Origin of the sequence: Hymenobacter profundi, from assembly GCF_019334315.1 — a bacterium.
Lineage (GTDB): Bacteria > Bacteroidota > Bacteroidia > Cytophagales > Hymenobacteraceae > Hymenobacter > Hymenobacter profundi.
The window spans coordinates 1-21,557 of sequence record NZ_JAHWGL010000082.1 but is presented as its reverse complement, the minus strand read 5'-3'; the positions used below and the strand labels follow the sequence as shown (position 1 = coordinate 21,557).

At 57.6% G+C, this 21,557-nt stretch carries 20 protein-coding genes; 9 read left to right on the top strand and 11 right to left on the bottom strand.

Features of this window, described 5'->3' with window-relative positions:
* Window positions 1-156: 156 nt before the first annotated feature.
* The gene (locus tag KYK14_RS16595) at window positions 157-672 is read right to left on the bottom strand and encodes a pyridoxamine 5'-phosphate oxidase family protein (protein WP_185283761.1); all 516 of its coding nucleotides are present in this window, start codon (window positions 670-672) and stop codon (window positions 157-159) included.
* Between the two features lie 143 nt (window positions 673-815).
* On the opposite strand from KYK14_RS16595, the gene KYK14_RS16590 reads away from it, so the two are divergent.
* Window positions 816-1,400, top strand: coding sequence for an acyl carrier protein phosphodiesterase (locus KYK14_RS16590; protein WP_219160391.1), 585 nt, complete (start codon window positions 816-818; stop codon window positions 1,398-1,400).
* 174 nt (window positions 1,401-1,574) lie between these two features.
* On the opposite strand, the gene KYK14_RS16585 is transcribed toward KYK14_RS16590, so the two are convergent.
* A complete protein-coding gene (locus KYK14_RS16585; RefSeq protein WP_185283759.1) occupies window positions 1,575-2,090 on the bottom strand; it encodes an FKBP-type peptidyl-prolyl cis-trans isomerase in 516 nt (171 codons plus the stop codon).
* A 225-nt stretch (window positions 2,091-2,315) separates the two neighbouring features.
* On the opposite strand from KYK14_RS16585, the gene KYK14_RS16580 reads away from it, so the two are divergent.
* Together KYK14_RS16580 and KYK14_RS16575 are read left to right on the top strand one after the other, a co-directional pair.
* Window positions 2,316-3,476 (top strand): SMP-30/gluconolactonase/LRE family protein, encoded by a 1,161-nt coding sequence (locus KYK14_RS16580; RefSeq protein WP_219160389.1) that lies wholly within the window; start codon window positions 2,316-2,318, stop codon window positions 3,474-3,476.
* 198 nt (window positions 3,477-3,674) lie between these two features.
* Entirely contained in the window at window positions 3,675-5,285 is a 1,611-nt protein-coding gene (locus tag KYK14_RS16575; RefSeq protein ID WP_185283757.1) for a catalase, read from the top strand.
* 162 nt (window positions 5,286-5,447) lie between these two features.
* Here KYK14_RS16575 and KYK14_RS16570 read toward each other — a convergent pair whose 3' ends face one another.
* Both KYK14_RS16570 and KYK14_RS16565 read right to left on the bottom strand, forming a co-directional pair.
* Window positions 5,448-7,424: an AAA domain-containing protein gene (locus KYK14_RS16570; protein WP_208306449.1), complete on the bottom strand. Its 1,977-nt coding sequence runs from the start codon at window positions 7,422-7,424 to the stop codon at window positions 5,448-5,450.
* Window positions 7,425-7,547: 123 nt separating this feature from the next.
* Window positions 7,548-7,997: a DUF2141 domain-containing protein gene (locus KYK14_RS16565; RefSeq protein ID WP_219160388.1), complete on the bottom strand. Its 450-nt coding sequence runs from the start codon at window positions 7,995-7,997 to the stop codon at window positions 7,548-7,550.
* Window positions 7,998-8,573: 576 nt separating this feature from the next.
* Between KYK14_RS16565 and KYK14_RS16560 the strand changes: the two genes are divergently transcribed.
* From KYK14_RS16560 to KYK14_RS16550, 3 genes are read left to right on the top strand one after another with little or no spacing between them, the layout of a single operon-like run.
* Window positions 8,574-9,104 (top strand): (2Fe-2S)-binding protein, encoded by a 531-nt coding sequence (locus tag KYK14_RS16560; protein ID WP_208306447.1) that lies wholly within the window; start codon window positions 8,574-8,576, stop codon window positions 9,102-9,104.
* Window positions 9,105-9,111: 7 nt separating this feature from the next.
* On the top strand, window positions 9,112-10,104 hold the full coding sequence (locus tag KYK14_RS16555) for an FAD binding domain-containing protein (protein ID WP_219160386.1): 993 nt from the start codon (window positions 9,112-9,114) through the stop codon (window positions 10,102-10,104).
* Entirely contained in the window at window positions 10,105-12,330 is a 2,226-nt protein-coding gene (locus KYK14_RS16550; RefSeq protein ID WP_185283752.1) for a xanthine dehydrogenase family protein molybdopterin-binding subunit, read from the top strand.
* A 62-nt stretch (window positions 12,331-12,392) separates the two neighbouring features.
* Here KYK14_RS16550 and KYK14_RS16545 read toward each other — a convergent pair whose 3' ends face one another.
* Window positions 12,393-13,253 (bottom strand): SDR family oxidoreductase, encoded by an 861-nt coding sequence (locus KYK14_RS16545; RefSeq protein WP_219160384.1) that lies wholly within the window; start codon window positions 13,251-13,253, stop codon window positions 12,393-12,395.
* 104 nt (window positions 13,254-13,357) lie between these two features.
* Window positions 13,358-14,227, bottom strand: coding sequence for a helix-turn-helix domain-containing protein (locus KYK14_RS16540; RefSeq protein ID WP_185283750.1), 870 nt, complete (start codon window positions 14,225-14,227; stop codon window positions 13,358-13,360).
* 309 nt (window positions 14,228-14,536) lie between these two features.
* Between KYK14_RS16540 and KYK14_RS16535 the strand changes: the two genes are divergently transcribed.
* The gene (locus KYK14_RS16535) at window positions 14,537-14,833 is read left to right on the top strand and encodes an HPF/RaiA family ribosome-associated protein (protein WP_185283749.1); all 297 of its coding nucleotides are present in this window, start codon (window positions 14,537-14,539) and stop codon (window positions 14,831-14,833) included.
* Window positions 14,834-15,021: 188 nt separating this feature from the next.
* On the opposite strand, the gene KYK14_RS16530 is transcribed toward KYK14_RS16535, so the two are convergent.
* The 5 genes from KYK14_RS16530 to KYK14_RS16510 form a co-directional block, all read right to left on the bottom strand.
* Window positions 15,022-15,381, bottom strand: a complete 360-nt coding sequence (locus KYK14_RS16530) for an Imm51 family immunity protein (protein ID WP_219160383.1) — start codon at window positions 15,379-15,381, stop codon at window positions 15,022-15,024.
* A gap of 141 nt (window positions 15,382-15,522) precedes the next feature.
* Window positions 15,523-16,041, bottom strand: a complete 519-nt coding sequence (locus KYK14_RS16525) for a hypothetical protein (RefSeq protein ID WP_219160381.1) — start codon at window positions 16,039-16,041, stop codon at window positions 15,523-15,525.
* A gap of 177 nt (window positions 16,042-16,218) precedes the next feature.
* Window positions 16,219-18,744 (bottom strand): zinc-dependent metalloprotease, encoded by a 2,526-nt coding sequence (locus KYK14_RS16520; RefSeq protein WP_219160379.1) that lies wholly within the window; start codon window positions 18,742-18,744, stop codon window positions 16,219-16,221.
* 360 nt (window positions 18,745-19,104) lie between these two features.
* A complete protein-coding gene (locus tag KYK14_RS16515; RefSeq protein WP_208306440.1) occupies window positions 19,105-19,455 on the bottom strand; it encodes a hypothetical protein in 351 nt (116 codons plus the stop codon).
* 11 nt (window positions 19,456-19,466) lie between these two features.
* Complete coding sequence (locus KYK14_RS16510) at window positions 19,467-20,015, bottom strand: hypothetical protein (protein WP_219160377.1); 549 nt, start codon at window positions 20,013-20,015, stop codon at window positions 19,467-19,469.
* Between the two features lie 156 nt (window positions 20,016-20,171).
* On the opposite strand from KYK14_RS16510, the gene KYK14_RS22660 reads away from it, so the two are divergent.
* On the top strand, window positions 20,172-20,339 hold the full coding sequence (locus tag KYK14_RS22660) for a chryseobasin-related MNIO class RiPP peptide (RefSeq protein ID WP_484825753.1): 168 nt from the start codon (window positions 20,172-20,174) through the stop codon (window positions 20,337-20,339).
* A gap of 17 nt (window positions 20,340-20,356) precedes the next feature.
* On the top strand, window positions 20,357-21,496 hold the full coding sequence (locus KYK14_RS16505) for a multinuclear nonheme iron-dependent oxidase (RefSeq protein ID WP_246601894.1): 1,140 nt from the start codon (window positions 20,357-20,359) through the stop codon (window positions 21,494-21,496).
* Window positions 21,497-21,557 lie beyond the last annotated feature (61 nt).

The following is a 21,557-nucleotide window of genomic DNA, read 5'->3' as shown; positions in this document are numbered from 1 at the left end:
ACTAGATTCATCGCGTAGCTCACTCATTCACAAAATCCGCGTCATTCGTTTAATCCGAGCGAATCCGTGGTTCAGACTGTCTCAGAATGATAAGTAAACCAACAAAAAAAGGCCGGAATTGCTTCCGGCCTTTCAGCAAAATTCAGCAACGCTAGACTATTTCACATCTACCTTGGCGTGCTCGTTCACGTCGTCGGAATCGTTTTTCTTGCCGGCTACTACGGCTCGTGCGTAGGCGTAGGCGCGGGAAAGCAGGCCGCTAGGCGTATCCCAGTACTCGCCTTTGTCCACGTCTACTTTCAGAATCATGATGTTGGGATCGTTCTTACCTTCTGGGAACCAAGCCTTCAGATCTTCCGACCATAGCTCGTCGATTTTGGCTTGGTCGCGGTAGGCGTTGGCACGGCCCGAGACGGATACGTATACGTCGCTGCTTGGGTCGGCGTAGCTCAGGTTTACGTGGCTGTCTTTTTTTACCTCGTATACCTTGGCGTCGTCTTTATCGGTGAAGAAATACAAGGAGCCGTCGTCCCCAGGCTTGAGGGTGCCCATGGGGCGGCTACGCAACGACTGGTCGTCTTCGGCAGTCGTTGTGAGCATGGCAATTTTTACGTCTTTGATTTTATCGAATAGCTTCTGAACGTCGTGCAGAACGTGCGTTTCGTGCGACATGGTAGGGGAGTTTAGGTGTCTTGAAAGAATGGTGCGGCACCGTAGCCAGTTGGCCGGGGCGCCCCTTCAGATACGGCCCGGCTTCGGTGCGGGTTGTGCCCGGCGCCACTGCTGCCGCTTTTGCTGTACCTTGCCCTACCCCTATGAACTTCCTGGCTCACCTCTACCTCTCCGACCCCGCCGACCCCGACCTGCTTCTCGGCAACTTCATTGCCGACTCGGTGCCCGGCCGCCAACTCGAAGCCTACCTACCCGGCGTGCAGTGCGGCATCCGCCTCCACCGCCTCATCGACACCTACACCGATCAGCACCCCGTGGTGCGCCGCACCACCGCCCGCTTGCGCGAGGCCGGCTACGGCAAGTACGCCGGCGTGGTCTCCGACGTGTTTTTCGACCATTTCCTGGCCCGAAACTTCCCAGAGTTTTCCGCCGAACCGCTGCTGGACTTTACCCAGCGCGTGTTTGCCCTGCTCCTATCCCGCCAGGCCGAAATGCCTGCCCGCGTGCAGCAATTCCTACCCTACCTGGTGCGCGACAACTGGCTCCTACGCTACGCCGATTTCGAAGGGGTAGGGCAGTCGCTCCGGGGCCTCAGTCGCCGCGCTTCCCCCGGCTCTGGTATGGAAACCGCCGTGGCGGAGTTGCAGCGCAACTATGCAGCATACGAAGCGGATTTTCGGGAGTTCTGGCCGCAGGTGCGCGCGTATGTGGGAACTGTTAGAAGTTGAATTGATAAGCGAAATAGATGTCATCCTGCGCTTGCGAAGGACTTTCTCATGGCAGAACGACAAGTGTACTAACGACTCGTTCAACTGCCAGAAAGTCCTTCGCAAGCTCAGGATGACACACAAAAAAAACGGGGCCATATGGCCCCGTTCTCATTCTTAATCAATAGCAAAAGACTAGTGGTCGTGTCCACCGTCGCCGTGTACGTGGCCGTGGTCCATTTCCTCGGGGGTAGCGTCGCGCACGTCGGCTACGTTGCCGTCGAAGTGCATCACCATACCGGCGAGGGGGTGGTTGAAGTCCATTTGTACTACCTCGTCGCCGATGCTTACCACTTTGCCTTGCATGTGGTTGCCTTCGTTGTCGGCCATGGGGAGGTAGTTACCTTCTTGCAGCATATCGGCGTCCACCTGGCCGTCGATTTCGAATACCTGTTTCGGAATCTCCACCACGGCCTGCTGGTCGTAGTCGCCGTAGGCTTGCTCAGGGGTGAGCGAGAAGCTGAACGAGTCGCCGGACTGCTTGCCGCTGAGCTGGTTTTCGAATTCTTCGGGTAGGCCGCTCATACCGAACAGGAACACCATCGGCGCATCCGCCTCGGCCGATTCTACTAGGCGCTTTTCGCCGTTTTCGTCGGTTACGCTCAGGTTATAGGTGATAGAAACGACTTTCTGGGGGCTGATCTGGGTCATAGCAAGTGGGGTTGGGAGAGAAGGGTTACTCCTGCTAGTTACGGAAATGACCCGAAAACGTCGGTGATTAGCAGCAAATAGGCGTGGTATAAGCCGGGAGTAAGATTTTGGCATTGGGCTAACGGCCTTACATGCCCTGCGTTAAGAAACACATTTCGCAACGGATATGGTCCTGACTTTTTGCACGGCCACACCGCTATTTCTTTCGCTTTTCCCCTCCTCACGATGAAACCTACCACACTATCGGTGCTGCTACTAAGCGGCGCTTGGTTGGCGGCATGTCAGTCCGGCACTACCACCAACGAAACCACCGCTACCACGGCCGCCGACTCTACGGCCACTGCCGCTACCCCCGCCGCCGACACAATGGGTGTGCCCGCGGGTACCATCTCCACGGTGGGCAACCCCCAGTTGCTGTTTACGCTGCCCAACGAGCACAACACGCCCGATGGCCTAGCCCTAAGTCCCGATGGGCGTACGCTGCTGCTGTCGGTGCCTAACCTGGCCAACAATAGCTACCCGGCCACTATTCTGGAAATCACCGGCAATTCCTATAAGCCCTTCGCCACCAACCTGCCCGTGGAGCCGACCACTAAAAAAGCCGCGCCAATGGACCTGGCGTACGGACCCGATGGCAACGTGTACTACGCAGAGAATCAGTACGAAAACAGCAAAAAGTACGTGTCGCGGCTGATGCGTATCAACATGAAAAACGGGCGGCCCGGCACGATTGAAACCGCCGTCGACAGCTTCCGGCTGGCGAACGGGATAGTCTGGAAAGGCAACACGCTCTATGTAACCGACAGCCAGTGGGACATGCCCGACAACGACAAGGGTAGTGCCGTGATGGTGTTCACCCTCAATGAGTTGAAAAGAGGGCTGATTCACCTCAAACCCAAAACCAAGGACCCGCACGTGCTGGCTATGTTCACGACCACCGTGAACGAAACCGGCGTCGACAACGGTGCCGACGGTATCGATTACGATAGCCAGGGTAACCTGTACACTGGCTCGTTTGGCGACGGCACGTTCTACAAGATGACGCTCAAGCCCGACGGCACGCTAGCCCAGCAGGAAGCCCTACCCCTGAAGGGTGACAAAATCACCTGCATCGACGGTTTCATTATTGACCGCAAGACGGATAAAGCCTACATCACGGGTGCCCGGCAGAACGCTATTTTTGTCATCGACCTGAAAACTAACAACGTAACCACGCTGGCCCAAAACCCCGACACCGACGGCGCCGGCGGCAAAATTGACCAGCCGGCGGAGGTGCTGCTGAAAGGCAACCGCCTGTACATCTCCAACTACGACAACCCTGTGAAGCACTTCGTAAACACCAAATCCGACGCCCCGCATACGGAATCGTATATCGATCTGCCGTAGCCTAGTAGGAGTCGATATTGCTTGCGTCCTCTGCCCGTTAGGGTGGGGGACGTTTTTTTTAAGAAAAGAAATTAGGAAATCAACGTTGCGCAACGCCGTTTCTGCGTAGACAAGCTCAACCGGAAGCAAGTCGCGTCTGCTGCCTACCCACTAAGCGGCTGCTAACGCACGCATTGCCTACTTAACCTTTTCAATACCATGGCCAAAAGCCCACCGAAGTTCGACACCCCCAATACGCCCCAACCCGCTGACCTGAGCAACGGTCAGCACATCACCACCGACGCCGGCCGCCCGGTCAGCGACATTCAGAACTCCATCACGGCGGGCCGGCGCGGGCCGGTGTTGCAGGAAGATTACATTGCCTTCGAGCGCCTGGCGCACTTCAACCGCGAGCGGATTCCCGAGCGCGTGGTGCACGCCAAGGGGGTAGGGGCTTTCGGTACCTTCACCGTGACGCATGACATCACGAAGTACACCCGCGCCAAGCTGTTCAGCAAAGTGGGCAATACCTGCGAGATGCTGACGCGCTTTAGCACGGTAGCCGGCGAACGGGGCTCGGCCGATACCAACCGCGACCCGCGCGGCTTTGCGCTGAAGTTCTACACGGAGGGCGGCAACTGGGACTTGGTAGGCAACAACACGCCGGTGTTTTTTGTGAAGGATGGCCTGAAGTTTCCCGACTTTATCCACTCGCAGAAGCGCGACCCACGCACCAACATGCGCAGCAAAACCATGATGTGGGACTTTTGGAGCCTGATGCCCGAAAGCCTGCATCAAGTGCTGATTCTGATGAGTGACCGGGGCACGCCCTACGGCATCCGCCACATGCACGGCTACTCCTCGCACACGTTCTCGATGTTCAATGCTGATAACGTGCGTACGTGGGTGAAATTTCACTTCCTGACCCAGCAGGGCATCAAGAACTTCACCGACGCCGAAGCCATCGAAATGGCCGGCCTCGACCCCGATTTCTCGGCCAACGACCTCTCCGACGCCATCACGCAGGGTAATTTCCCGAAGTGGAAGATGTTCATCCAAACCATGCCCGACGAGCAGGCCGCTACCTACAAGTGGAACTCGTTTGACGTGACCAAGGTGTGGCCCCACGCCGATTTTCCGTTGCAGGAGGTAGGGGTGATGGAGCTGAACCGCATCCCCGAGAACTACCACGCCTTTGTGGAGCAGGCCGCTTACTCACCCTCCAACGTGGTGGACGGTATCAGCTTCTCGCCGGATAAGATGCTGCAAACCCGCCTGTTGAGCTACGCCGACGCGCATCGTTACCGCGTGGGCGTGAACTACGAGTTCCTACCCGCCAACGCGCCCAAGGTAGCCAGCCACAACAACTACCACCGCGACGGGGCCATGGCACTGGGTAATAACGGCGGCTCCGGCCCCAACTACTTCCCCAACTCCTTCAACGGCCCTACTGAGGACAAGAGCGTGCAGGAGTTTGCCTACCCGGTAGAGGCCACCGAAGTGCGTCGCTACGACCGCAACGCCCCTGGCGACGATGACCACTACACCCAGCCCGGCGACCTGTTCCGCCTGATGACGGAAAAGGCGCAGGACGACACCATCAAGAACATCGTGGCCCACATGGACGGCATCGAAGGACCCAAACGTAAAGAAATCATCGAGCGCCAGCTGAAACTGTGGTTCAAGGTAGACGAGAAGCTGGGCAAAGGCGTATCGGCCGGCTTGGGCGTGCAAGTGGAAGGCCACGAGCTGAACGGCCAAATGAAGCCACTCCACGCTAAGTATGCTCCGCCGAAGCCGGTGGATAAAATGCCCCACGGAGCGGCGTAAGTACCCCACCCCCTAGCCCCCTCCCCTCCGGGAGAGGGGGAACTAGCTCTAAAAAAACTAGCCCCTACCTCAATAATGAAGTAGGGGCTAGTTTTTTTTAGAGCTAAAGCTAAAAGTTAGTTCCCCCTCTCCCGGAGGGGAGGGGGCTAGGGGGTGGGGTGCCTACTGCATTTCCCACGCCGTACGGTACGCCCCAATCAGCTCCGTGTAGTCCAGAAAGGCCTTGTAGAACGGATGCGACCCAAGCGTACTGGAATCGCCCACAATCAGCAGCTTCTTGCGGGCGCGGGTCATACCCACGTTCATGCGGCGGATATCGGAGAGGAAACCGATGTCGCCCTGGCTGTTGCTGCGCGTCATGGTGATGCAGATGATGTCGCGCTCCTGGCCTTGGAAGGAATCTACGGTGCCGATGCTGAGCAGGCGGTGCGTGAGCATCTCGGCTAGCTCGGGCAGGTCTTCCACCGCGTCTTTCAGGTAGTTGATCTGGGCGCGGTAGGGGGCAATCACGCCTACCGTTAGCAAGTCCTCCTGGTGTTCTTCGGGTGCGTACACGGCTAGCAGTTCCGATAAGCGCTTGAGCAACAAGTCAGCTTCTTCTGGATTCGCCACCGAGCGACTTTCAGCAATGCCCAGCTCCAGGAAGCCGAAGCCGGCCGTATCCAGAAACTCCACGGCCACGTCGGGCGCAAAGCGCAGGTCGTAGGCCGAGAGGTCGGCGTGGGCTACGGTGTCGTGGGCAATCAGCTTGCCGTCGTAGAATTGCTCCGAGCTGAACTCCATAATCAGCTCGTGCATGCGGTACTGTACCGTCAGCATGCGGGCCGTGTCGGGCTGGCGCTTGATGCACTTTTCGAACAGCGTTTCGCGCAGGGCGCCGGCCTTTTCGCTTTTTACGGTAGGCGGCAGTTGCTGATGGTCGCCGGCCAGCACCACGCGGTTGGCTTTGCCGATGGGAATCCAGCAGCCCGGCTCTAACGCCTGCGCGGCTTCGTCAATAAATACCGTTTCGTAGGTGAGGTGGCGAATGGCGCGGTTGCTGGCGCCCACCAGCGTGCAGGTAATCACCTGCACCTGCTCCAGCAAATCCTCCGTGATGTAGCGCTCCAACTGGTCCGACTCCTGCAACAAATCGTGGGCTTGCTGCTTGAGCACGCGGCGCTGCTCGCGCTCCTCCCAGCCAAAATGGCGCTTAAACTTGCCGGCCATTTCGCGGTACTGCTCCGCCGTCTGCCGCATCGATTTCAGCTCCGGATAGCTCTTATGCGCCATAATCTGCGCATCCAGCGTGTGCTGCAACAGCAAATCCGACACCCGCGAAGGGTTGCCCATCCGAATCACGTTCACGCCGCGCTCAGCCAGCTTTTCGGTCAGCAAGTCTACGGCTGTGTTGCTGGGCGCGCACACCAGCACCCGCCGCTCGCGCCGGATGGTTTCCAGAATGGCTTGTACTAGCGTGGTAGTTTTACCGGTGCCGGGCGGTCCGTGAATGATGGCTACATCCTGGGCCGCCAGCACGTGGCGCACGGCCGCGAGCTGGGAGTCATTCAGGGGCGAAGGGTAGTAGGGCTGCACCTCGCTATCGGGGCGGAAGCGGGCGGGGCGGGCGCCCAACAGTACGTCGCGTAGCTCAGCTAGGCGCGATTCGTAAGCGCCCATCACCTTGCCCAGCGCGTACTCCATCTCGCGGTAGCTCACCTCGTCAAAGGTGAGGTCTACGCCCAATTTGCCATCGTCCACCCAGTCGGGTAGGTCTTCCTTATTGGTGGCGAGAAGGATTTTATTGCGCTTTACGCTGGTAATGACTCCGTTGAGGGTAGGGCGGTCAGAGCCGGCGCGGTTGGGAATGTTGCCAAACAGCGCAGCATTCTTCCCTACCTGAAACAGGTGCAGGCCGTTTTGGCCTGCCGGGCGCTCCAGCTCCAGCACCAGCTTGCCGCCGAAGCCAATATCTTCCTGGGTAATCTTCACGGGGTACCACGTCAGGCCACGCTGCTGGCGCTCGGCAATGGTGGTTTTGGCGCTTTTGATCTTGAACTGCTCCAGGTCTTCCTGCTGCTCTAGCTTCAGCAAAGCCTGGGTGTGGCGCAATTCTTTCTCGAGGGCGTAAGGGTCTGTATAAATAGGTTGTTCAGCCAACAGGGTAGGAGATTAAGTATTCCGTTGCTAACAACGAAAACGGAAAATTGGTGGCCGAAGGTCGGAATTATGCGCTGTAGTTGCAGCCAACCGTACGTAGCCTTACCAGAAGGGTAGGGCACACTACTTCTCCAACCGAATGGCTACGGTCTGGCTTTCACCCTCAGCTACAAACATGCATTCCTCAAAATCGGGAGCTTTGAAGCGGGGGCGCACGTTGTTGGAAAACGCGTACGGCTCGGTGGGAATACCCAAAAAGTTGCGGTCCATTTTGCCGTTGTCGTTCACGTCCTGCGACAAGGCAATGGCCCATTCGCCCGGTTCTAGCTCTACCTGAAACTGCACGGTGTTTTGCTGCTGGGGCACTATTTTCTTATGCAAAGCAGCCTTACCCGATTTCAGGAACGACTCAGAGGAATTGTAAAAGTTGAGCGTGATAGTGGAGGTAGGTGAGACCAAGTTGGTAATGACTACCGTCACCGGCACTGTATCCTGCTGGATGGGGGCGTGCGCGGGAAAAAGCAGGCCCGTTGCTAAGCTGATTTTCAATAGTATGGATGCAGATAAGTTCATGGGCGTGTTGGTGGTGCTGACGTTGCGTTGTAGGCAATGTTCAGAAAAGGGAACCCGCGTGGGACTACGCGCCTAATTGGAGTTCAGTACTGAAAGCGTTGTGTTTCTGCATCATACGCAGCCGGCTGATACGCTGTTTTTTCAACGTAGCACAACGGCGATAAATACTCGGCAGAGTATAAACGAAATAGTGCTGTAAAATTTTGGCTGGCGTTGTCTGCGGCAAGGATGTGGGGAAGCTTATAGATGGCATAGCAAGTAATAACCTTAAGACGCTAACTACTACCTTATTAAATCAGCTGTTGAGGTTGGAACAAGGTTGTGTGCGGTTGTATATAACGGTGTATCAAGATGATACGCAGCTCTTTATAGAATCAGTCTAGTTAACAAAGCTAAAATAATTGGCGTAGGCAGAGAATCCAAAACCACGCGCATGCCTGGAACCTGGTAGACATGGTAGCTTTTGCCATGCTCTTCAAAGTATGCAAGGAGGTAGGAAAACGTATAGAATACTTCCTCTTTCCGGCCTCGGCGTAGACGTGCACTCCTATTCACTCACCTAAAACCTATTGCTCTATGAGCACGAAAGTAACTCAAGAACCCGTCGGGGATGTGGCGGTGGCCCTACCGCCACTCGAGCAAATCACCCTGACCATCAACGGCGTGACCAAGCGCCTGCAAGTTGCGCCCTGGACCTCGCTGCTCGATTTGCTGCGCGAATACCTGGACCTGACCGGCACCAAAAAAGGCTGCGACCATGGACAGTGCGGCGCCTGCACGGTGCTCGTAGATGGCACCCGCATCAACTCCTGCCTTACCCTGGCCGTGATGAAAGACGGCTCCGAAATCACGACGGTAGAGGGTCTGTCCAAGGGCGACGAGCTGCACCCCGTGCAGGAAGCCTTTATTGAGCACGATGCTTTCCAGTGCGGCTATTGCACACCGGGGCAAATCTGCTCGGCAGTGGGGCTTATCAACGAAGGCAAAGCCAAAACGGCCGATGACATCCGGGAGCTGATGAGCGGTAATATCTGCCGTTGCGGCGCCTATGTGGGCATTGTAGCCGCCGTAGAAGAAGCTCTGCACAAGTGCCAACCCAACCAGTAATCCTGCGATGAACAGCTTTTCATATACCCGCGCCCAGGCCGTTGAGACGGCTGCACGCGAAGTTTCGACCAACCACACGGCCAAGTTCATCGCCGGCGGCACCAACCTGCTGGACTTGATGAAGGAAAACGTGGAGCGTCCTACCCGCCTGGTAGACCTCACGCGCCTACCCCTCAACCAGATTGAGGACACTGACAAGGGCCTGCGCCTGGGTGCCCTCGCCACCAACGCCAACACCGCCTACGACGAGCGAGTGGAGGAGCGCTACCCCCTGCTGAGCAAGGCCATTCTGGCTGGTGCTTCAGCCCAACTGCGCAACATGGCCACCGACGGCGGCAACCTGTTTCAGCGCACCCGTTGCTACTATTTCTACGATCTGGCTACGCCTTGCAACAAGCGCGAGCCCGGCTCGGGCTGCTCGGCTATTACCGGCTACAACCGCGTATGCGGGATCTTGGGCACCAGCGAAAGCTGCATTGCTACCCACCCCTCGGATATGTGCGTAGCCCTGGCCGCGCTGAAAGCCACTGTGAATGTGACCGGCGCCACTGGCGAGCGAACCGTGGAGTTTGCCGACTTCCACCGCCTACCCGGCAACGAGCCAGAGCGCGACAACAACCTGAAGCCTGATGAAATCGTGACCAGCATCGACCTGCCGGCCGATGGAGAGCGGTTTGCCAAGAACTTCACCTACCTCAAGCTACGTGACCGGGCTTCGTATGCCTTCGCGCTGGTATCGGTGGCGGCGGCGCTGGATATGGACGGCGACACCATTAAGGAAGCCCGCGTGGCCCTGGGTGGCGTGGCCCACAAGCCTTGGCGCAAGGCCGAGGCCGAAGACCTGCTGAAAGGCCAGGCCGCGACGAAGGTGAACTTCGAGCGCGTGGCCGCCTCGCTGCTGGAAGGCGCGAAGGGCTACGGCTCCAATACATTCAAAATTGAACTGGCTAAGCGTGCCATTGTGCGCGCGCTGACCATGGCCGCTAACGGACAACACTAAATGGCTGCTACTACCTATATTGGCCGCTCCACCAGCCGCGTGGACGGTCGCGCCAAAGTAACCGGCGAGGCGAAGTACGCCGCCGAGTTCAACACCCCCGGCCTGACCTACGGCTACGTGATTTCCAGCGACATCGCAAAAGGGAAAATCACCAAGATTGACGCCTCCGACGCGCTCAGCCTACCCGGCGTGTTGCAGGTGTTCACCCACGAAAACGCCCCCCGCCCGGCCTACTTTGACCGCAAGTTCAAGGACGACGACTCGCCGGTAGGCGACAAGTTTAAGCCGCTGTACAGTGCCGAAATTCAGTTCAGCATGCAGCCCATTGGCTTGGTGGTGGCCGACTCGTTTGAGGTGGCCCGATACGCCGCGTCGCTGGTGAAGGTGGAGTATAAGGCCGAAACGCCGGAAACCAACCTGCGCCAAAAGCCCAAAGGCCACAAGGCCCCTACCGGCAAAACAGGCTTCACACCACCTAAAAGCCGGGGCAACGCTGCCAAAGCTTACAAAAACGCCGAGGTGCAGTTTGAGGCCGAATACTTCCACATGCCCGAGCACCACAATCCAATGGAGATGTTTGCCTCTACGGTAATTGTGGAGGAAGACGGCAAGCTGAAAATATACGACAAGACGCAGGGTGTTGCCAACAGCCAAAAATACATCACCAAGATCTTCGGGCTGAGCAAGGAAGAAGCTCGCGTGATTAACCCTTTCATGGGTGGTGGTTTTGGTTCGGGCCTGCGGCCGCAGTATCAGCTATACCTGGCCGTGATGGCGGCGCGAGAGCTAAACCGCTCGGTGCGCGTAGTGCTCACGCGCCAGCAAATGTTCTCGTTCGGGCACCGTCCGGCCACGTTGCAAACCGTATCGTTGGGCGCTACCAAGGACGGCATGCTGCAGGCAATCAAGCACGAAGCCCTAGGCGAAACCTCTCGTTTTGAGGAATATACCGAGGTAGTGGTGAACTGGGCCGGCATGCTCTACCACTGCGACAACGTAGAGCTGGGCTACTACCTACGCAACCTCGACACCTACACGCCCCTGGACATGCGCGCACCGGGTTCCGTAACGGGCATCGCCGCCTTCGAAACAGCCATTGATGAGCTGTCTTACAAAGTAGGCATCGACCCGCTGGAACTGCGTCTGAAAAACTACGCCGAGAAGAACGAATTCGAAGGAAAGCCCTTCTCTAGTAAAGAATTGCGCGCTTGCTACGCCCAGGGTGCCGCTAAGTTTGGCTGGGCCAAACGGCCCGCACAACCACGCTCTATGCGCGAGGGTACCAAGCTCATCGGCTGGGGTGTGGCTACCGGTATGTGGGACGCGCAGCAGCAGAAATCGGCTGCCAAAGCCAACCTGTCGGTAGACGGCAAGCTAGTAGTAGGTAGTTCCACTTCCGATATTGGCACGGGCACCTACACGGCCATGACCATGATTGCCGCCGAAACCCTGGGCCTGCCCCTCGATGCCGTGACCTTCAAGCTGGGCGATACGACCCTGCCCGTAGCGCCGCTGGAAGGCGGCTCTTGGACGGTAGCCTCCGTGGGATCAGCCGTAAAAGAAGCCTGCGAAGCTGTGGCGAAGAAGGTGTTCAGCATGGCCAAAGACGTGAAAGACTCCCCGCTGTCAGGCGCTAGCTTCGATGAGGTAGAGTTCGTGGACGGCAAGGTGCAGCTGAAGGGCGACTACTCCTCGGGTGTTTCCATTGTAGAGGCCATGCGCGCTGGCGAGGTGAACTTCATTGAGGAAGAAACCACCACCATGCCCAACATGCTCAAGCAGATGCAATACGCCCGCAACACGCACTCGGCGGTGTTCGTGGAGGTGGAGGTGGATGAGGACCTCGGCCAGATTTGCGTGCGCCGCGTGGTAAGCGCCATTGCCGGTGGCCGCGTAATCAGCCCCAAAACCGCCCGCAGCCAGATCTTGGGTGGCGTGGTGTGGGGCATCAGCATGGCGCTGGAAGAAGAAAGCGTGCTCGACCACCACTTCGGCCGCTTCATGAACCATAACCTGGCCGAATACCACGTAGCCGTCAACGCCGATATCCACAACATCGACGTGATTTTCGTAGAAGAGCACGATGACATTGTGAACCCGCTGGGCGCCAAAGGCCTGGGCGAAATCGGGATTGTGGGGGTAGCGGCGGCCATTGGCAACGCCATATACCATGCCACCGGCAAGCGCGTGCGCGAGCTACCCATTACGCTGGATAAGTTGCTGTAGGTCAATATATTTATTGATAAAACAGAAGGCCCTAGAACCGTACGGTTCTAGGGCCTTCTGTTTTACAAGCTAAACAACGTTTTCAGTCCTTCTTTCAGTGCAGTCGGCTTGCGGCCAAGTACCTGTTGCAACTCATTACTGACTGCTGATTCCTGACCATGCTTGATGTCGGTCATAAAACCGAGGACAAATTGAGTAACGGTTTCGGGTATGTTGCGGGCTTTCATCTGCGCCGCAAAAGTTTCATCGTCGAGGGCCGTATAGCGCACCTCTTTGCCCGATAGCTCACTGAGCGCGGCGGCCACATCGGCGAAAGAATACGTTTCGGTGTTGGTAAACGTGTAGGTGCGATTTTCGCAGTCGCCTTCGGCCAATACGTTGGCAATGGCTTCGCCCATGTCGCTACGCAGGGCAAAAGAAACCCTACCTTCGCCAGCGGGCAGGTGAATGCCCGACGCAAACACGGCAGGCCCCACAAACTGTGGCAGCGTATCCATGTACAGAATGTTGCGAAACAGCACGTAGTGCAACCCGCTGGCCTTGATGTAGTCTTCCGTTTGGAAGTGCCGCACCATCAAGTCGTTGGCCAGGGTGTCGCGGTCTTGTAGGGCGCGGCCGGTGTAGGCAATGCACGATACGCCGGCTTTTTTGGCGGCATCTACCACGTTGTAGTGCTGTTGCAGGCCGTGGTCGTCGCCTCCACCCGATACCAGCAGCACTTTGTCGATGCCTTGCATGGCGCGTTCCAGAGCAGCCGGGTCGTCGTAGTCGCCCAGGCGAAGGTCAATGCCCAGCTCTTGCAGGTGGATGGCTTTGGCAGCGTCGCGCACCAGGCCCGCCACCTGATTGGGGTCGATTTTGGTCAGGAGTTGTTGAATAACGGCCGTGCCAATGTGGCCGGTAGCACCAGTGATGAGAATCATATACAGTACATTAGGTGATGTTTGTACTGCAAAGGTGCCGCCTAAAGTAGGCAGGCAAAAGAGCTAAATGGCGGTAGTATTGGGCCAAAAGTCGGAAAGCACCGCTAGCCAGCCTGTTTGTACGCGGTAGGCGAAAAGCCAAGGCTTTTCCGGAAAAACCGACTAAAGGCCGACTGATCCGTGAAATGCAGCAACTCGGAAATCTGCGCCACCGATAGCTGCTGATTTTGCAACAAGGCTTTGGCTTCCAGCAGCACGGCTTGTTCTATCCAGTCGCTGGCGGTTTTGCCGGTGATTTCCCGCACAGTTTCGGTGAGGTGCTTGGGCGTGATGCACAGTTGGTCGGCATAAAATTTCACGCTACGCTCTACCGCGCTATGGGCATTCACTAAGTTCTTAAACGCAGAAGTCAGCTGCTGACCACGCGTTTGGGTGGATTGTAGCACCGCGTGATGCTGGTCATAGATGGCAATAACTTCGTATAGTAAGCTATTAATCAGGTTTTTAATTACCTGCTCTCGGTACGGGTGCGGGGTAGGAAATTTCTGCTGTAGAAAACGCAACGAAGCCGTGATGGTGGTGGCCTCCGCCTCCGACAGCGGTAGTACGTGCCGGGTAATGTTCTCCAGAAAATGGAAACTGTCGGCCTGCACACTGTTGTGGCTGGTGATAAACTCTTTGGTGAAGAATACAGACAGGCTGTCGTGGTCGTCGGATAGCTGCGCCCATTCTTTAATCACGTGTGGCGTGATGAGCATCAGGCAATTCGGCTCGATGGAGTAAGTCTCCAGATTTGCCTTCAACTCCAGCGTACCGCGCAAGCATATGCCAATCTTATAGTAGTTGCCGCGGTAGGGGGCGTTCAGCGGCGGACCAGCCGAATGCGTGTGCTCATCCAGAAAAAACACTTCAGCTGGCTTATCAGCAGGGTTGGAAAAATAGTGGAGCGAATAGGTAGGGATAGAAGAAGCCATAGCAGTAGTCAAAGATTAGTATGTGTCTGAAGATAAGACGAATAGTCTATGATGAAAGTGGTGGTAAGCACCGCACCGCATTGGTAGTAAAGTTACTGCCTACGCAACGATAGGTAGTACCATAAAGGCGTAGTAGGGTACTAAATAAACGAAAACCAATAGCCGCCTACTGCGTTAAGTCAAGTAAGAGCTCGTCTGTAAGGGCGCCGCTACTGCGCCTCTCAGACGAGCGTACGCAACAGAAAGAAGTAGGGCCAAGCGTGCGTAAGCACGTGGTGCTACCCTATTCTCAACCCCAACCCAACCACCATGGAGTATAATATTGATAACGTAAAAATGGATTTGCAAACCGTTGGTTTTCAAGAAACCTCGGCAATAGTAGACCAAGTAGAAAGCGAGCTGCGCCGCGTGATGCGTTTCCGGCAGGATATCGTAGCCGCCGACGTGTACCTGCGCGAAGACGGTAGCAACCCCGAAACCAATAAAGTGGTACGCTGGCGCCTAGGCATTCCCGGCAAGGATCTGTTTGCCGAAGCGACGGCCGGCTCGTGGGGCGCAGGATTGCGCGATGCCAGCGAAAAACTGCGCCGACAGTTTGTAGACTAACACGTTGGTTGCTATATGGCAAGGGCCGTCGGTAGGATGTAGCAGAGTAGCGCGCACCACCGGCGGCCCTTGCTGTGTAAGCGCAGCAGCGCAGACGCTGACTCGCTGTGCCACACGCTCGGCCTAACGATCAATCACACGCCGTAATGGCTTGCCTAGCGGATACAGGAAACGGGCTGGAAATATTCTTACTCGAAGAAGTCGCCGGGGTCAGCTTGGCTGAGGTACTTGCTGAGGCTGCCCAAATCACCAAAAATGGGCTGAATCAACTGCAAAAACTGCTCGGTGGCGGCGGGGCCATCAGTATACGCCCCAAAGATTTCGCCCTGGCCCAACAGCTCCACGTGGTCGAGAAGGGCAGGGGCGTATTCTTCCAGAATGGTTTCGATATGCTCGGCCCAACTAGCGCCGCTGCCGCTGAAGCCGTATTTCTCGAACACGTTGTAGTAATCGTCCATGTCCGAAAGATTCACCAGAATGCGCTCCTGGCGGCCCGGAGTGGCCTGATCTTCCAGATCAGTAATCAAGAAAGGGTAGGTGGCGCTCATAGCAAGCAAGGTACGACGGATGCGGGGAAGCATTAGAGCAATTCTGGGCAAAACCGCTGCTGCAAAAGACATAGCATAATAAGAAAGGCCGAACCCTGTTTAGGGTCCGGCCTTTTGGGTATCTAGGAGGAGTGCAGCAGTCTACGCCGCGGCGTGGTCGTGTTGCTTGCGCAGGGGTAGGTCCAGCAGCATGGGTACGCCCTGAATTACGGCCAGCACAATATACTCGTAGCCCTTCATCAAGTCCTTGTCAATGAAAACGATAACCGCCCCTATCACGTGCAGGGCCGCGGCAATAGCGTACAATTGTTTGCGCTTGGCACCATCTACTACAGCCGCCGTGTAGCCAAAGCCTATTGCCCCGAACACAAACCACAGCGCGTGGTAGCTAAACGGCATCAGGCCCTTCGACTCGGTGGCGTGCACCCATACGTTTTCCAGCGTAGCGGCCACCGTAATCAGCACCCACACCCAAATAAGCGTGTTCGCCTCTTTGCCCAGCAGCAGCGTCATCACAGTCGGAATGGCCATGGCCACGCCCCAGGTCCAGAGTACGGCCGCGTGGCCGTGCTCCATCGTGTTGCCGATGTATTGCGTGATGAGGTAGGCGATGGTAACAGTGATGCCCCACCATAGGAGCAAAGACTGACGAGAGAACATGGCAGACAGGGTAAGTAGTAGAGTAACAAGGTTATTCAAACTCTACGCCCGCCTGTTACGAAGGTTGTTAGTCTGTGTTTAAGGATGCTGGTGCACACATGTTATTCCGAGTGCAGCGAGGAGTTTGGGTGGTACTGCTGCTGTTTACTCAGATTCCTCGCTGCGCTCGGAATGACATTAATATGCTATAGCATCCCCCAAAAAGTCCAGGCCGGGCATGCCGATGGGGGCGCCGGGGGGCATGTCCAGGGGGGCGGGTACGGTGAACTTGTTGGGGTCGGTGGTGAAGGTATTGATCTGGGAGAGGCCGAATAGCAAATTAGCCTTCTGCCGGGGCTCGGCGCTGGCTAGCTTGCCAGTCATCCACTGCTTGAGGCCGTCGATTTCGGCTAGGCTTTCGCCGCGCACGCTTTCGGCTACCTGCGGGTCGGCGGCAAGCTGGAGTAGACTTTTCAGCGTGAGGTTATTCACCAGCACCTGTAACTCACCTTTGTAGCCGGAGGCTAGAGGTGCTTTCCAGGTCTGACTCAGTAGTTTATCGACCACTGGCATGAAGCCCGGCTGCTTACTGTCGCGGGCGTGGTACTCCACCAGGCGGGTAGCACGCTCCGGATTCAGCAGCGACAGGATGGTAGGCGCCGCCGCCGCTTCGGCCGCGGCCATGGGGTCGAAGGTAGGGCCAGTGTGGCCGGCGAAGGTTTCCATGCTGCTGGGGTAGCCCGCCGGGCGGGGCGGCAGCTGTTGCAGCAGCTTCTCCGGCAGCATCAGCGCCTCCGGCGATACGGTAGCCATCAGGGCATCGAAGGCGCGCCACTGCTCGGCGGGCTCTACCATGCGCGTCACCACCTGGCCGTCGTTTTTCACGGCGTGGGTGAAGTACAGGCCGCCCAGCGACTTGGCCGCCGCCTCCACCTGGTAGCGGTGTAGCAAGTACATAGGCACCAGCACTTCTTCCAGCGTGGCCATGGGGGCGTTGTCGGGAATGGCGTTGGTAGAGAAGTTGTCGAGTACGTGGCGGCGCACCTTCATCAGCTTGTCGAGCTGGGTTACGGCGTTGCTGCCGTCGTCCCACTGGTGCGACTCGGGGTGCACGTACCCGCCGATGTCAGGGATGAAAATGTGGCCCTGCTTCAAGGTTTCCACCAGAATTTGGTCGAGCGCTTTGTCCTCGTCGGTGCCTTTCGTGAAGTCCTGATAGCCCCACAAAATAGCGCGCTTGTCCCAGCTGCCAATGCCCTTTGCGTAGGCATCCGACACGTCAATCGTACCGTCCGATTTCAGCGAGAAGCGTGGGAAGGGGTAGTCCATCACCGAGCCGCGGTCCTGGGTACCCGAGGAGGTGAAATTGTGGTACAGCCCCAAGGTGTGGCCGATTTCGTGGGCCGACAGCTGCCGGATGCGGGCCAGCGCCATCTGCTCCAGCTCCGGCGACACTTTCTTACCGTTTTTATAAGGCTGCAACAGGCCCTCGGCAATGAGGTAGTCCTGGCGGTGGCGGTCGGAGCCCAGCGTGACCACACCCTTGATGATTTCCCCCGTGCGCGGGTCGATGTAGGACGAGCCGAAGGAGAAAGCCCGCGGGTTGCCGGCGCGGTCCACCCAGTTCACCACGTTGTAGCGAATGTCCATGGGGTCGGCGTCCTGGGGCAACTCCTTCACCAAGAAGGCATTCTTGTAGCCAGCCGCTTCAAAGGCCTGGTTCCACCACGCGCCGCCTTCGATGAGCGCCTTCTTGATGTCCGGCGGGGCGCCGCGGTCCACGTAGTACACAATGGGCTCCACTGGCTCGCTCACTTTGGCGCCGGGGTTCTTCTTCTCTAAGCGGTGCCGGCGCGAGAAGCGCTTTTCCAGCGGCTCGGTCATGGGCGCCGAAAAGTCGAGGTAGGAAAACTGGAAAAAGCCCGAGCGCGGGTCGAATTTGCGTGGGTGGTACTTGTCGTCGGGCAACTCCACGAAGGCCTGGTGCATGCGCACGGTCACGGCATTGGGGTCGGGCGCGATGCTGCGGCCGTAGCCCTGGCCGCCGTTGGGGCCGCCCGTGAAGGTAATCAGCGCGTCGAACTCGGTGTTTTTGGGAAAGTTCTTGGTGGCTTCGGGGTTCACAGCCGAGCGCGACTCATCCAGCCGATAGCCGGCCGAGGCCCCACCGCCAGCGTTGCCACCGCGCAGGCCCGCAAAGCTGCGCCGGCCCAGCTGGTCGCCTATTTTCTGGCTGTCGCGCACCAGGAAGGGCGTCAGGTCAAGCAGTACTTTGTTGCCCTCCACAGCCACCGGCGTAAAGCCCCACAGCACCGACTTAGCAAAGGCGCTTTCCACGGCTCGCTGCTCATCGCCGCCGCGGGAGGCGCGGTAGTTGTAGTTGGGCTCCACCAGCATCACCTTGGGGCCTACCCGCACAAACTTGGCAATGGCCGAGGAGGCGCCGCCCCGCTCGGGGCCGCCCATGCCTACGCCGTCAGGTAGGGAGCTGAAATAGAGAAACTCCTGGTCGAACTTGTCCAGCTCAAGGTAGACTTTTCCGGTTTTCTCGTCGTAGTAAAACGGAAAATAGCCGTCTTGTTTCTTGGCACCCTGGGTAATAGAAGCAATAGTAGCAGCGGGCTTCGCTTCAGCGCGGGTAGGGGAGGTGCCGCCTTGGTTTTGGGCCGGCGCAATATGGCTGGCCGCCAGCAGGGCGGCCACAAAGAAAGGAGTACGCTTCATTCGATAGAGTAGTGGTTTGGTGCGAACTGATAGTGCTTTGGGTGCTTTCTTGGGCAGGTTCCTAGCGGCTGATGCTGCGAGTGTGATGCACAATCTGCCTGCTTACAGAATCAGATGGAAAAACCTCATTGCTTCGTGCAAGAAAGAAAGCTACTTGACGAATGGACGAATAACTGCCCACGCCGTTGCGTCAATTTTAGAAAAGCATTGCCGATTACGCAACTATTTCAGTGAAATGCACTGCTACCTTATATTTTTATTAATGCAACGCGGGTATGATTGATAAAAAGGGATTTATGCTGTCAGAACTTCCGATCGGCACTCGACTCAGGCGGAAGTCCTAGTTGTGCTAAGCTGGCCCTACCCGGCAAACACGTTTTGGCAGGTGGCGCACCGCATAGGCGTGGTGCCCACATACAGCAATTGGCGCCACCACGCTACGCGCTCGGCAGGGGCTACGGCCAGGCTGCCGCAACGTGGACAACGCGGTAATTTCGGTGCGGTGCGCTCCTGCTCAAAATCGGTGAGCAAGGGCTGGGCTACTTCCACCAACGCTTCCTCAATCAGCAACTGGTAGTACATCCCCTCGCCGTAGGGTAGGGAAGGCGGACCGTGGGCCTTCACCAGCGCCACGATATCGGCCTGTAGCAGCTCGTTGTAGAGCACAACGGCTTCCGTGTACGTGAGGTAGCGCGCGGCGGGAACCAGCATAGCCTGGAAGCCTACCGCTTGCGCTTAGCCGGTGCGCGGCGCTGGCCGCGCAGGCGCCCCACGTACACCAGCAACCCCACGCTCAGCACGGCCAGCCCCGCCGTGAGCAGGTCGCGGGTGGTGCGGCTTTGGTCGGCTTCGTTGGCCAGCGCCTGGGCTTCGGCCAGTTTCTTCTGGTGCTGTCGCTCGCGCTCTTCCAAGTTCGTAATCTGGCGTTGCAGGTCGTAGAACCGCTCCTGGGTGGTGCTTTGGTCGCTTTGGGCCACGCTGGCCTGCTGCTGCACCTGCTGGCGCTCGGCCACTAGGCCAGCGGTCTGGCGCAGGGCATCGTCCTTCACAGCCTGCACAATCTCGGTGTCCTTGCGGATGATGCCTTTCAGAGCAGCTACCACTTCTTCTAAATCCCTTTTGCTGGGTTTGTTAGCTAGAAAAGCATTGCGCTGAGCATTGGCGGCTTCATACTGCCGCACCAGCGCTTCCCGCTCCTGAATCAGGCGGGGTACAGGGTTGGTAGTTTGCTCGGGTGCAGTCTGGAGTAGGAGAAGCAGCAGAAGTTTCATGGGGGCAAAGGTCTTGAAAAGTTGCGTTGCGCGGGTGCTGCGTCTAGTAAGCCGCCTTAGACGTACGAGAAATTTTATTTTTTATGATCGATATGCAACCGCTGCCCAACCGGCGAGGCTCTAGCTACTGTATCCCATCTTTCCATTCATTCACAGATGATTATGAAATTGTCGAAAGCTTTACTCGGAGCCGTTTTGGTCGGCATCACGGCGCAAACTACTGCCTGCACAAAAGGCGACGAGCCCGCACCGAAAGGTGAAAAAGTAGCAAAGGGTAGCGAGAAAAAAACGCCCGTCTACTGCCCCGCGTGTGGCCTGGGCTAAGCCACGCGCCAGAAACTATGGCTGCCGTACCCGCCGTGCCGAGCATCTTATCGGCTATTGCCTGCAATCTGGACGACCACATTCTGGCCGCAGCCTTGCCGCTGCTCGAAGCGGGTCAGGTGGAGGCCGTGGAGTGGTCATTTGATACCCTGTTTGACGGCCGGCAGCTGCCTAATTGGTTTGCCGAGCTGCTGACTGCCTACGGCGAGCAGGGCCGGCTGATTGGACACGGCGTGTATTATTCGTTGCTTTCGGGCCGCTGGACACCCGAGCAGGCGCAGTGGCTGGAGCAGCTACGCCTGCTCGCAACGCGGTTTCACTTCGACCATATCACGGAGCATTTCGGCTCCTTTACGGGGCAAAACTTCCATACCGGCGCGCCTCTGCCCGTGCCCTACACGGCCGCTATCCTGCGTCTGGGTCAAGACCGCCTTCTGCGCATAGCGGACGCCTGCCAGTGCCCAGTAGGGCTGGAAAATCTAGCTTTTGCCTACTCCCTGGAGGAAGTGCAACGCCACGGTGAGTTTCTGGAGAAGCTGCTGACGCCCGTCAACGGCTTCCTGATTCTGGACCTGCACAACCTGTACTGTCAGCTGCATAATTTTGATTTGTCTACCGACTCGCTGCTGGCGCTCTACCCGCTGCATCGGGTGCGGGAAATCCACATTTCGGGCGGCAGCTGGGAAGATTCGCGGGTGGAGCAGGGTAGGCAAATCCGGCGCGACACCCACGACGAGGCCGTGCCCGATGAGGTATTTGCTCTGCTGGAACGCATAATCCCCCAGTGCCCGCAGCTGAAGTACGTAGTGCTGGAGCAACTCGGCACCGGCCTCCGCACCGAGGCCAGCCAACACCAATTCCGGCAGGATTTCCAACGGATGGCTGCTATAGTAGAGGCCAGTCGGCACCGCGCGCCCAGCCATCAGCCCAACGCATTCCAGCCGCCAGCAGCCCTACCCACCGGCCCGGCCGCCCACGACGAAGCCCTCCACGCACAGCAGCGCCAACTCTCGCAGATTCTGGAAACGGCCACTTCCTACGAAGAAGCGCAACAGCGCCTGCGCGCCTCCTCCCTCGCCCATACCGACTGGCAGCTAGAGCAGTGGGCGCCCCACATGCTGGAAACAGCCATCAGCATCGCCCAAAAGTGGAAATAGTGTAGTCTGTTAAAGTCTGTCCTACTGAGCATGTGGCGCATCAAGCCAGTGTCGAAGGACC